A 13178-nucleotide genomic window follows, 5' to 3' on the forward strand; every position below is an offset into this window, starting at 1 on the left:
TTCTGATTACCACTCTGCTTCAGCCATAGAAAGCATGGTTGATGGCATGGGTGGAGTCCTAAGAGCAACATAAATCAGTCTGTGAATCATGGACGGCAGATCATATCGGCGATTGAATCTGTACTGAAATTCTGCCAGGTACCGCGGAACATGCTTGCGATTAATTGCATGATAAGTACCTTTGAGCGCATTTTTTAAGTTACCAAGTATTATATTGACCCATTTGAAGGATGGATGCTCTACAGCTGCTTTACCACCTCCAGTAACATGGGGTTCGTGCTGGAAACCAGATTGGATAACCGGGTTTGCATTAAGCGGGAATTCTAATTGTCGTCAGGGGGGATTTATAACTGTCGTTGATCAATTACCCCATTTTTAGAATCTGCCCATACGCTCTGGGTTGTTATGGTTTCAGGATCTGATGGGGATATTTCAAGCTTTATCATCCCGCCGCCTTGCATGAAAGTCGTGTTTGCGATTATAAGGTTGCCCTTCCCGTTAGCAACCATTCCGTTTGGAATCATGATATCGTGAATTGTATAAATTTCTCTGAAAACGATTTTTCCAGGCTGAAGCCTTACCGCAAGAAGAACCCTGTCTGTGAATACGTCGTTCAGGCATGAAACCATGGATGACATTGCGTCAGGATCAAGGATCTTCGGAATTGAGCATGTTGGAGGAAGTCCCAGTTTCGTTTTTGTTGCTATCGTATAAAGATATCCGTTGTATTCGGTGATACCTGTAAAATTAGCTGAGTCATCATAAAGCCGAACAACTGAACCTGATTCAATTTGGAAGATGTTCGTTCCTCCTGTTACTATCAATCTTTAATGAAGTCGGAGCAATTTCTGTTTCGGTTGTATGATCTGTGGCTCACCAGAAAAGCTATGTCAGTTTTTATGATAGCTAATTTTTTTAAATAGACTATGAGAGAAAAATAGTGAGGGAGTTTTATATGCTCCCCCCCACTGTATGAAACCTTTCAGATTCTGAAGTAATCTACCTGTTATTTCTGTTTGCCATTATTACAATTTATGACTCATGCCCACGATCTCCGTGGGAATCTTGGCGCGTTCTCATGTTCCTTATTAGAAGCGCGACCAGGGCAGTCATAAACCAGAAGAACAAGCGCTTCTGACTCCCTGAGACTGAGCCTATGAAGCATGATCCGCCACCGCCCGACCCTGAGCCAGGTGGTTCAGGGTCATTAACGCTTGCGTCCGTCTTTGGAAGGGCTGCCTTGTGAACAATTTTCCCGTTCGCGCAGCCGTCTGAGTCTCCGTAGCCTCCGTCTTTGAGTTTCACGGTGACGCATTTTCCGTCGCTGCTGAAAGATGCGTTGGGTGAATAGTCGTACCAGCCTGATGCAATGTCAAAGGCCTTCCATCCGCAAGACTTGTCAAAAGCCTTTGATGAATAAAGAAGGACTTCGGCTTCCGCCCCAACTTCTGCCACGCTGATTCTTGTTTCAACGGTTCCTAATGGTTCTCCTTCTGTCTTTATATCGGTATTCTGACCAGATATGAAAGATTCAACAGCAAGAGTGTTGGTGGATTTTTTAAGCGCTATCATGACATCACAAGAGGCTGTCCTTGTCCTCAGCATGTCTGTCTGGCTTCCGTCGTCTGTTCCGTCTGCGTCAAGGTCTGTTGCTTCGCTTATCTTAAAGGCATCAGCGACTCCGTCGTTGTCCGCGTCGTCAGGATTAACAGGAACCACTGTGAATTTAGATGAGTGGGACCAATCGCTCTCATTTCCCTTATCGTCCACAAATCTTGCCCTCCAGAAATATGTCGAGTCAGGGGTGAGCGCAAGGTAAGGAACGGTTACCGAATAAAGGCTGGTCGATGCCGTTATTGAAAAAACAAGATCAAAAGGAGCGAAATCAGAGCTTCTGCTCACCTGCCATTTTGTCTTTGCATGCTTCCCGAAACCAGTTATGGATTCGATTATGGATCTGGTTATAGCTCCGGCAGGTTCCTGCATGCTTAAAACAGGTGCCATGGGAACATCCAAGGCCCCGTTTTCAGGCGATACCTGGGTCGGGACAAAGATTCCCTTGTCATTGTCCATGTTGACGACGCTTACGTCAGAAGGATCTATCCCGTTATAGGAAGGATCGCCCGAAACCGAAGCTCCGGTTACAATGAAATAAGGCTGGTCCTCGTCAACTGAATCATCGTCAACCCCTTTCACAGTAACAGTTTGCGGTGTATTCCAGTTTGAAGGAGTGAAAACGAGGCTTGAAGGAGACACCAATCCTTCTGTCTGGTCAGAGCTTGTGAGACCTATAGTTACATCCGATGAAGGCGCAGAACCAAGCACGACTGTGAAGGTTGCAAAGCTTCCGTCTTCAGACGTGTTTCCAATTATCTGGCTTACTGATATACTTCCTGGCACAGGCGGAGTTTTTACTTCAACAACCAAAGCATAGGCTGTGATGAGATTCGTGCTCAATTTGATGGCGCTGTCACCGCTCCTTGTTGAAGGAACGCTTATCCAGATATTTTCCGAGTGATCATAGGCCATAGCTTTTATATCATCTTCGCTGTAACCGTCTGGAATCAAAGCTTTATCATATGGAATGGAAACGGTCATATCGGAACTGCTTTTTGCGCCTGTTTCTGACAGAACTATGCCTCCTACAAGAGCGTGACCATCAGGTATTTCTGGTATAAAGACGTCTGATCTTCCTGATTTTGACAAGGTTCTCCCTACACCGCTATTCCACCCATGGCCAACCGCGTATGTAAGGATACCTACCCCGCTCATTTCAAAACCCTGAGTTTGGAAACTCCCAGGGTCAGGGCATGACGTGCCTTGGGGAATCGTTAAGGTGCAGCCTGGCACAGATCCTCCTCCCTGGGCTGATTGGGTTAAAAACGTAATTGATCCTGAGAGTCCACCAAAGCTTCCACTACCATTTGTAAAACTGATGACAGCTCCTGATTCTACGGTTATACCATTCAGTGTGCCAAGGTTTGTTACAGAACCATTAATCAGGCCTCCTGATATGACCGAGCCCGAACTTATAGTTAGGGTGCCTGAAGGACCTTGAGTCCCTGCCGGAGAGAAACCTGATAATATTCCATAGTTTGTAAATGATCCTGAGATTGTGCCTCCGAATATGGTTCCATTATTTACAGAACCTGAAACAGTTCCTCCTGCGTTGTTAAGTATCGTTCCTGCTGAAAGAGTTACGCCGCTTAAAAGCCCTTGGTTACCTGAGTTTCCGGATATTGTTCCTCCTGAAACTGTTCCGCTGTTTATGAGGTTTGTAAGGATGGCGTTGTTTGTTATTGTGCCTCCGACCAAAACTGTCACGCCTGTGTGGTCAGTGTTGTTCGGAAGGGTAGTGCCTGCGCCTATGACCTGATTATTATAGCTAATCTCAGGATTTGAAGGATCAGGTGGTTGTGGCGGCGGTGGGGCGCTGTCATTGTCTGTGTTCGTGACCGATACATCAGAAGGATTGATTCCATTATAATTGGCATCTTGGCTTATTGCCGCAGATGTAATTATCTGGTAGCTTTTATTACCGTCATATGTCGAGTCATCAACGCCTGTAACTGTCACTGTTTGCGGAGTGTTCCAGTTCGCGACCGTAAATGTCAGACTAAATGGCGATACTGTTCCCTCTGAGGTGTTGCTTGATGCCATATTGATAGTTACGTCTGCCGTTGGCATGCAATCGAGAACAACGGTGAACGTTGCCGTTCCTACTGATTCTGTTGTCGTGAGTCCGCTTGTTGGCGTAACTATTATTCCGCGGATACCGCCACCTGAAACAGCGAATGTGTATGGGTTAGTGCCTGTTGTGTCATTTGCTATGCTCAATGTAGCAGTTCTTGTGCTTGGGCCTGCCGGGTCGAATGTCACTGTGAATGTGCTTGTTCCGCTTGTTGCCGCTATGGGTGACGACGGCTGGCTCGAAACAGTGAACTCTGCCGAGTTCGCTCCTGTGACCGCGACCTTTGTGGCTCCTGTCAGATTAAGAGCGGCAGATCCTGTGTTTTTGATGGTGAAGGTTCTTTGAACGGTCGATCCTGTTACTGCAATGGTTCCAAAATTCGTATGGTCTGCGGCAGAGGGTGAATTGTTCCCGTTTGCTATAGCCGTGGAATTCCCCTCAACGCCCATGACAGGCGCTGATGTTCCTGTGCCCTGTATGTCAAAATTGTATGGGTTTTCATTTGAATCGTCATTAGTGATGTTGATTGAGGCAGTCTTAAGACCGGTGGAGGAAGGATCGAACCTGACCGTAAATGTCGTGCTTGATCCGACATTTACAGATGCTGCAGGATCTGATGTTACTGTGAAGTCTGAAGCGTTTGCTCCTCCGATCACGACCTTGGGAGTTCCTGATATTGATAATGCAGATGACCCGGTATTTTCTATGGTAAAGGTTCTATTGACAGAGCCAGTGGCTATGTCCGCAGCTCCGAAGTCCGTATGATCTGCGGCCGAAGGGGTCGTATCCCCATCTGTGATAGATACACTTCCTCCAAGTATATTTATTTCTGGGTGGTCATCGTCATCTGTAATTGTAGCGGTATGACTGGTTGTTGCTCCCTGGGCGGCGTTTGTTGGCACGCCCATATCTACTGTTACGGTCTCATCGTTCTCGTCTATTGCATCATCAGCTATTGTAATGGTTATATCAGCAGTTGTTGATCCTGCTGAAATGGTTAGCGGGCTTGCTGTGATGCTATAATCAGTTCCACTGCCGGTTGCTGTACTTGAAGCATTTACTGTGAAAGGTACAGTTACCGTTTTCCCACTAACAGCGGATAATTGGGCTGTAATGGTCATAGTACCACTTTCACCGGCGCTGCTTTGTGAAGCAGACGTAAAGCTTACTGTTGGGGCGGAATCGTCATCTGTAATTGTAGCGGTATGGCTGGTTACTGCTCCCTGGGTGGCATTTGTTGGTACACCCATATCTACTATTACAGTCTCATCGTTCTCGTCAATTGCATCATCAGCTATTGTAATGGTTATATCAGCAGTTGTTGATCCTGCCGGAATGGTGAGCGGGCTTGCTGTGATGCTATAATCAGTTCCACTGCCGGTTGCTGTACTTGAAGCATTTACTGTGAAAGGTACAGTTACCGTTTTTGCACTAGCCGCGGATAATTGGGCTGTAATGGTCATGGTACCACTTTCACCGGCGCTGCTCTGTGAAGCAGATGTAAAGCTTACTGTTGGCTCAAAATCGATAAAAAATACATAGGCAGCTCCGGCGTTTGCAGCAGAATTATCATCCTGATTCCCGTTGACTCCTGTTGAGATGCTGGCCTCAGAAGTCGCACCCATGACAACCGTATCTCCGCTAACAGAGACAGAGAGGCCAAACTGATCATCAACTCCAGTATTTGATGCTTTGAGATAGGCCTGCTGGGACCATATCGTACCGCTTCTAACGAAAACATAGGCCGAACCCGAGTTTGAAGCGGAATTATCACCTTGATTGCCGTCTATGCCTGTAGAACCGCTGGCTTCGGTATTTGCTCCAACTACAATACTATCTCCGCTGACAGCTACAGAACGTCCAAAACTATCACCAGCGCCTGTATTTGAGGCCTTGAGGTAGGCCTGCTGGGACCAGTTAATGCCGCTTCTTGTGAAAACATAGGCCGCACCAGAGTTTGGAGCGTTCTCATTGGTTTGATTTCCGTTTATGCCTATAGCACCGCTGCCTTCGTTAATTGCCCCAATGACTATCGTATCTCCGCTGACAGCTACAGAATCTCCAAAACCATCGCCAGCGCCTGTATTTGAGGCCTTGAGATAGGCCTGCTGGGACCATGTCGTGCCGCTTCTAACGAAAACATAGGCCGAGCCTGAGTTTAAAGCGGAATTATCACTTTGATTGCCATCTATGCCTATAGCACTGCTGTCTTCGTTATTTGCCCCAACGACAATAGTATCTCCGCTGACAGCTATAGAATCTCCAAAACCATCACCAGCGCCTGTATTTGAGGCCTTGAGATAGGCCTCTTGGGACCATGACGTGCCGCTTCTAACGAAAACATAGGCTGCGCCTGAGTTTGAAGCGGAGTTATCGCTTTGATTTCCGTCTATGCCTATAGCACTGCTGTCTTCGTTATTTGCCCCAACGACAATAGTATCGCCGCTGACAGCTACAGATAGTCCAAAACTATCACCAGCGCCTGTATTCGAGGCCTTGAGATAGGCCTGCTGGGACCAGATTCCGCCGATTAGAGTGAAAACATAGGCTGCGCCTGAGTTTGAAGCGGAATTATCGCCTTGATTTCCATTTATGCCTGTAGCATTGCCGTCTTCGTTACTCGCCCCCACTACAATAGTATCTCCGCTGACAGCTACAGAACGTCCAAAACTATCACCAGCGTCTGTATTCGAGGCTTTGAGATATGCCTGCTGAGACCATGTCGTGCCGCTTCTTGTGAAAACATAGACCGCACCTGAGCCGGAAGCTGAATTATCACTCGGATCTCCGTTTACTCCTGTTGCGCTGCTGGCCTCTCCACACGCACCCACAACCAAGGTATCACCGCTTACAGAGACTGAATAGCCAAAGGAATCAGCAGCGTCTGTGTTAGAAGCCTTCAAGTATGCCTGCTGCTGGGCGAGGGGATCTATGACTATTGGGTAAATGGCGTCCCTGTCATCCACCACGAAACCAACATAATTATTACTCACGGTCATGCGGGAAGGAAGGTTTCTGCCTTTGGAATCCTTTACAGTCAGGCCTGAGTAAGTCACAATTTCCCTGCCAAGTCCGTTCACAAGCGTAAGGCCCTTTCCGTCTTTATTAAGACGCGGCGATAGGTTACCCCTAAGCTCCATGGTAAGCTCAAGTTCTACTTCATCGCCTGATGGCCTTTCCTTTAATGTGTATCCATGCTCAAGACCTTTTTTATCGTTTATCCACCACTCAGTGAGGCTTGAATCCCAAACAGCAGAAATATATCCGCCTTCTGATGAAAGACCGGCCTTTCCCATAATCCTCCAGCAAGCTTCTCCCCTTCCATAGGCTTTAAGGGAAAATCCCCAGCTCCATTCCTTTTCAGATGGAGCCACAATAAAACCTGTGCCGTCAAAAACAGCTTGCCAGTTTTGGGACTTGTTAAATGCACGAAGGCCTTCATCGCATTCTTCGGCCTTGTACTGGTCTGCCTCAATCTGGGATTTTATGCTTTCCCACTGTGAAGCTGTAATGCCTACTGGTGTTTGGCCATATTTGACCTGATCTGCCCAGGAAAGTGATGAGAAAAGAAGCGCTGCGGATAGGGCGAAAAAAGAAAAAATGGCTGGAATGGACTTTCTGGCTGCTTTGATTCTTTCTGACAGACCTTTTTTCATAATACTCTTACCTGTTAAAAAAAATAATATATAAATGAGTCGGGCTCGATATTTAATGCGGCTGAATTAAGGAGCCCTTGAAAACTTCTTTTTTGCCGAAATTCAATCAGGCTGTGCCAGCAACGTACTACAATCCTCATTTATAACCGAATAAACTTCGGTTCTTAGTACGACGCTGCTGATTCATTTGGGCTATCTATCACATCAAAAATTCTAATTTTTATAGACACCCTGTTATTATATCGCAATAATCACAGGCACCTTTCACCTTGATAATCTGGGTACCCAAAAACAAAAAAAGAAAAACATTGTTTTTTATAAAAAGCAATTTTTTTATTTTTGTTGCTTTTTTCAATCTGTAATAAAATTGTTCAGCTATTTTGGCAGGGCGCGTCTTAAAGGCCGAAAACATAAAATGAGGGTGATAAATTGTTTTAAGTATTCGTTATGATAAAGAATAGCACATTGAAGTTTACATATTTTCTTATATAATCAAGAATAATAAATAGTTAAAGACAGAATAACTAAATGGCGTTTTATTGATCTTTAACAAAACAGGCTGGCATATTAATTTTGTTCCAAAAAAATAGCCATGCAAGTATTTTTTATAAGTCTGATAATTAGCTAACTAACTAAAAAATACTTATTTTGAAATGCGAGCGGCGAGATCTCAGCGTCGAACTCGAATCCTAATTTATCACCTCATATAAGTGCGCCGCTTCATTGCTACCCATCAAAAATTCTAATTATTAGCGGCACCCTATATTTTTACCACTATTTTTTTTTATTTTCATCGCCCCGCCTTATATGAAAATTTATCCAGCCAGGCCTTAATTCCCTTGCGACACGAAGAGTGGCAAGTGGAGGAAGATGAGGTGATTTCAGTTTTGGGGAACCTATCATCTGAGAAAGATAGATCCCTGAATGGCCACTACACAGATAAGACAGGAAACAGGCAATGGCAAAATAGATGGCATACTGTGAGCCAAAGAGCTCTATGCCCATAAGAGTGCAGGCCAGCGGAGTATTGGCTGCTCCGGCAAACACTGCCACAAAACCAAGACCTGCAAAAAGATCCACGGGTGCGCCGAGAATTCTTCCAAGCACATTCCCAAGAGCGGCCCCTATAAAAAAAAGAGGTGTCACTTCACCGCCCTTGAATCCGCTTCCAAGAGTAATGGCTGTAAAAAGCATTTTCCACCACCAGCTCCAGTTATCGGCTCCCATATTTGAAAAGCATGAAGAAATGGTAATTGACCCAGGCTCGGGAGAAAAAACTCCAAGGCCAAGAAAATCCCTTGTTCCGAGTATATAAACCAGGACAATTACAAGGACGCCACCTACAACCGGCCGTAAATATGGAATACGGATTAACCTTTTGAAAATATTCCCGATACCGTGTGTCATCTCAGCAAACAGAACACTTGCCATGCCAAAAAGAATGGCGGCAAATGCTGTCTTAACAGCCAGAATCCATGACAGGCTGTGGAGCGAAAACGCTGCCGTTGAAATGGAATAACGGGTATGATGAATTCCCCAAGCTACACAAGATAGGTCTCCTATGATTGCGCCGATGAGACAGGGAATCATTGCATCATAATTCATTCTTCCAACAGCAAGAACTTCCATGGCAAATACGGTTCCTGCTATTGGAGTTCCAAAAATGCCTCCAAAACCGGCTGATATTCCAACCATTAACAGAATCCTCATGTCATCTTTGCCGACATTCAGCCATCGCCCCATAGCCGAGGCAATTGAACCGCCCATCTGAATGGCAGTTCCCTCGCGTCCCGCGGATCCGCCGAAAAGATGGGTGACAACTGTTGCAAACAGAATAAGCGGGGCCATTCGACGAGGGACAACAATAGCGCTGTCACCGATATCCTCTCCATGGATAGCGTCCATCAGTAAATTATTGCCGCCTTCGGCAGGCTTTCCGAAATGGCTGTAAAGAAGGCCGATTCCTGCTCCTGCAAAAGGCAGACCGAATAAAAGCCAGGGCACCACGAATCTTGCCATGGTAGCTTTTTCAAGAGACCATAAAAACAGGGCGCAGGCAGAGCCGACCACAGCTCCGACAGGAGAAGACAGACAAAGCCACTTCAAAACATATATGGCCAGAGATAAATGTTCACGGGGACTCCAGCGAAAAGGCATATTTTCTCCTCAAAATAATAAACTGGCTTAAAACGCAAAAAAGCCACGCCAATGCCCGCTAATTTTTTTCATTTAGCAGGAGTCATCAGCGCGGCTTTAAATTCAAGTCGACCGGCGGTTCAGGCGAACTCCATCGCCTCTTAGTTTCTGGGAAACAATATAAAACAGGCCTGAATGAGTCAATGATAAATTTTCATGCCGGAGTCAATTGCAGTATTAGTTTGGAAACGGCTCACGGTTAGTATAAGTATGCATATCTGAATAAAAACTGTGAAGAGGTAAATTAATGGGTGATTTCGGTTCATTGATGTGGGGAATGCTCTTCGGATCTTTCGGAATGGGCTATTTCGTTTATGGTAAGAAACAGGGGAAAATCATCCCACTGATCTCAGGGATAATACTCTGCGTTTTCCCTTACTTTATTCAAAACACAGGGCTGCTGATACTTATCGGAGGAATTCTGATTGTTTTGCCATTTGTGATAAAAATCTGACTGATAATTATTTGGATTGATCATGCATCTGCCACATTTATAAAATTAGGTGGTGCGCGGAAAAACTCCGCGCACCCATAGTCTAAAGACTAAAAATGATGAACATATCTTGTGTTGATTCTTGTGCCTTCAGGCCTGTTTTCGGCTTCACTCTCAAAATATACGTTCAGGAAGAGATGATCATCCTTGGAAAAATGGAAGACTCCGCCAGGGCCGATCGCAAACACTTTTTCCCTTGATCCTGCCATGTTTATTCCATCGACTTTCATGTCAGTGAACTGGTTAAGATAATATCCGTTAATTCCAAGCCTCAGCATATTTGGAATTACTTCATATTCTGTCGCAAAATTCGCATGGAAGGCCTGACCAGCCTGGGTATCCTTGACATCCCCATATGCCCTGTTAGGCTCGTCATTGCTGAAACAATAAAGATAATGGAGCCTCGAAGAGAATGACCATCCTGGCATTATGAAGGCGGTAAAAGCCCAGTAAGGGTTAAAGCTCACAAAATTGCTGCCTGGATTAAGCTCTTTGTCATCACTGTATTTACCAGTAGGCACATTTATCTGAAATTCAAATCTGTGCATGAAAACAGGGCCTTTTGAACCCATGATCGGATCCCACTGGATATATGGCCCGATCAGGATATCGCCAGCTCCGCCTGAATTATCTTCAGGAAACGGGCCAGAGGTGTTGTAGCTCATATCAAGATTCACAAAGGGGATCATGATATTAAGCCCCCCTTTTCCGCCAAGAAAAAGCTCCTTGTCTGACTGATAGATGAACTGGGTCATGGATATCCATGCATTGAGTTCCTCGTCGACGGCCGGAGGAAAAGCATCATCACCGTCAGCGTTGGTAAAGGTTTCTGATCCCCAGTACTGAAAATACTGGGAAAGGTAAAGCCCCGGGCCAGACGGAGGGCCACCGTCAAGAAAGCTTGTAAAACCGAGATTCACTGACGGAAGATCATAGGCAAAAGCTGAACCGCATATCAAGAATGCGGGAACTATAGCCATGAGACAAACAATTATTTTTTTCATCCTCTTCTCCTTAGAAATACCTTCGTAAAAAAATGCCGGCAGCAAACTACAACCAGCCGTATTATTTAGCTAATATCAGAATCTGGTTCGATTAGCATTTTGAGGTGAGATTTACAACTGTGGAAACAGGAGAAAAACGGATAATATTTTTTAGAGTGGACGGGCCCAAATCTTGATGGCTTTTTTTAAGGGACTTTTCCAACAAAACGGACAGCCGAGCTTCACAAATGAAAATCATGCATAGCCACATTTTTTATGTCAGCCTTTTCTTGCTGCAAGAATACCGGCAATGAGAATCAGCACACCTCCTCCAAGCGTAAAAAAATCCAGTTTCTCATTCCAGAAAATAAATCCGAGAATAGCTGCAAAAAGAACTGTGGAATATGTGAATGGCCCAATCTGGGCCGAAGGCGCGAGTGTATAGCCCCTTGTTACAAAAAGCTGGCCAAGGCAGGCAAATACACCCAGCCCAAGCAGAACCAGCCACAACTCAGGATCAGGAGTTATCCATGTCCATGGCAATGGAAAAGCTGACGCAAATGTCGCGATCAAAGTATAATAAAAAACAATTCTGAATGGAGGCTCTGTGGAAGCCATCCGCCTTATGCTGACCATGGAAATCGACGCGACAGCCCCTGCTGCAAGGCCGAAGAATGCGGCTGCCTGAAACATTCCTGTGCCGGGCTTCATAATGAGGACAACTCCGCCAAAGCCTATCAGCATTGCGGCTATCAGTCTTTTGCTAACATTTTCATTCAGCCAAAGATAAGCCACAAAAGGAATAAAAAGCGGGCTAGTGTATGAAAGAAGAACTGCCTCTGCAAGCGGAAGCTTGGTGAGCGTGTAGAAATAAAAATACATGGCTGCCAGACCAGAAAGGCTTCTCACCATGTGCAGACCAAGTTCTCCGGTTTTAAGACCGCCTACGCTCCGGCCTCTTAAAAGAGCGGGCAGCATGAGCACAAGAGCTATCGAATTTCTGAAAAAAACAACCATCCCGCTGTTCAGGCTGCCCGAGGCTTTTTTTATCAAAGCGCCCATGAATGCGAACATGATGCTTGCGGCTATAATATTTAAAGCCCCGGCTATGGGACGGTTGGGAGCCTTGCCTGTCATTTCGTTAAACATTTAGTCCTTAATGGCCTCGCCCAAAAACCAGAAAAAGGCATCAGCGTCATGCCGGACTTGATCCGGCATCTTTGTAATTTCAGCCCCCTCCGGGTTCCGGTCTGCACCGGAATGACAAAAATCGGACTTTTGCGACCTTGTCAGTCCTTAATGGTTTGCAAAAACAGAGCGATACTAAAACCGCCTTTTTTTAGCAAGGTGTTTGCAGACATCTCATTCAAAAAACCGGTTTGCTATCTGCGCCCAATTTCAACAAGCCCGGACGAATACTGAGCAGCCTTTTCCACATAGTGAAGAGCACCCATGATTATTTGCTTTTCAGAATCCGGCCCGAGGGTCCTTTTAACCACACCTGGAATTCCGGCGACAAGGGAATATGGAGGTATTACCGTATTTTCAAGAACAACGGAACCCGCTGCTATAATGCTTCCTTTCCCGATTTTTGATCTGTTCATAATTATCGAGCCCATACCTATGAGGCAATTATCTTCAATTATGCATCCGTGAATAATGCATCTGTGTCCGACAGTAACCCTGTCTCCGATGACGGCAGGAGCGCCCGGATCTGCGTGTATGATTGAAAGATCCTGGATATTTGATTCCCTGCCGATTACAATATTCTCGGTATCTCCGCGCAGAACGCTTCCGAACCACACAGAAGAGTTCTCCCCTATTCTGACCCTGCCCATTACAGAAGAAGCCGGAGCAAGAACAACGGACTCATGGATTTCAGGCTTTACTCCGCAGAATTCATAGATCATGGTGATTCCCTCCAAAAATGATGGTGTCGCAAAAAGTCAAAAATGAGCGGTGTCGGCATGCCGGACTTGACCCGGCATCCAGTTTTTTCAACCACTTCTGAATTCCGGCCTGAGCCGGAATGACGGTAATTGGACTTTTTGCGATGTTGTCAAAAATAATTCTGATTACCACTCTGCTTCAGCCATAGAAAGCATGGTTGATGGCATGGGTGGAGTCCTAAGAGCAACATAAATCAGTCTGTGAATCAT

The 13178-nt window shown here is 45.6% G+C and carries 8 protein-coding genes and 1 riboswitch; of the genes, 1 reads left to right on the top strand and 7 read right to left on the bottom strand.

Annotated features, from left to right (window positions below; all coding sequences use genetic code 11):
• Window positions 1–6: 6 nt before the first annotated feature.
• The 4 genes from K245_RS27430 to K245_RS0119020 form a co-directional block, all read right to left on the bottom strand.
• Entirely contained in the window at window positions 7–297 is a 291-nt protein-coding gene (locus K245_RS27430; protein WP_084156436.1) for a transposase, read from the bottom strand.
• 47 nt (window positions 298–344) lie between these two features.
• Entirely contained in the window at window positions 345–824 is a 480-nt protein-coding gene (locus K245_RS0119005; RefSeq protein ID WP_027360472.1) for a hypothetical protein, read from the bottom strand.
• Window positions 825–1032: 208 nt separating this feature from the next.
• Window positions 1033–7347, bottom strand: coding sequence for a beta strand repeat-containing protein (locus K245_RS26990; RefSeq protein ID WP_051284422.1), 6315 nt, complete (start codon window positions 7345–7347; stop codon window positions 1033–1035).
• Window positions 7348–8121: 774 nt separating this feature from the next.
• A complete protein-coding gene (locus K245_RS0119020; RefSeq protein ID WP_027360474.1) occupies window positions 8122–9504 on the bottom strand; it encodes a voltage-gated chloride channel family protein in 1383 nt (460 codons plus the stop codon).
• 69 nt (window positions 9505–9573) lie between these two features.
• Window positions 9574–9651: riboswitch (Fluoride riboswitch) on the bottom strand.
• 139 nt (window positions 9652–9790) lie between these two features.
• Between K245_RS0119020 and K245_RS0119025 the strand changes: the two genes are divergently transcribed.
• A complete protein-coding gene (locus tag K245_RS0119025; RefSeq protein WP_027360475.1) occupies window positions 9791–9997 on the top strand; it encodes a hypothetical protein in 207 nt (68 codons plus the stop codon).
• 89 nt (window positions 9998–10086) lie between these two features.
• Here K245_RS0119025 and K245_RS0119030 read toward each other — a convergent pair whose 3' ends face one another.
• From K245_RS0119030 to K245_RS0119040, 3 genes are all read right to left on the bottom strand, one after another.
• On the bottom strand, window positions 10087–11040 hold the full coding sequence (locus tag K245_RS0119030) for a SphA family protein (protein ID WP_027360476.1): 954 nt from the start codon (window positions 11038–11040) through the stop codon (window positions 10087–10089).
• A gap of 258 nt (window positions 11041–11298) precedes the next feature.
• Window positions 11299–12168 carry a DMT family transporter gene (locus tag K245_RS0119035; protein WP_051284424.1) on the bottom strand — a complete coding sequence of 290 codons (870 nt, stop codon included), beginning with the start codon at window positions 12166–12168 and terminating at the stop codon, window positions 11299–11301.
• Window positions 12169–12401: 233 nt separating this feature from the next.
• Window positions 12402–12929, bottom strand: a complete 528-nt coding sequence (locus tag K245_RS0119040) for a gamma carbonic anhydrase family protein (protein WP_027360478.1) — start codon at window positions 12927–12929, stop codon at window positions 12402–12404.
• Window positions 12930–13178 lie beyond the last annotated feature (249 nt).

The organism is Desulforegula conservatrix Mb1Pa (assembly GCF_000426225.1).
Taxonomy (GTDB): domain Bacteria; phylum Desulfobacterota; class Desulfobacteria; order Desulfobacterales; family Desulforegulaceae; genus Desulforegula; species Desulforegula conservatrix.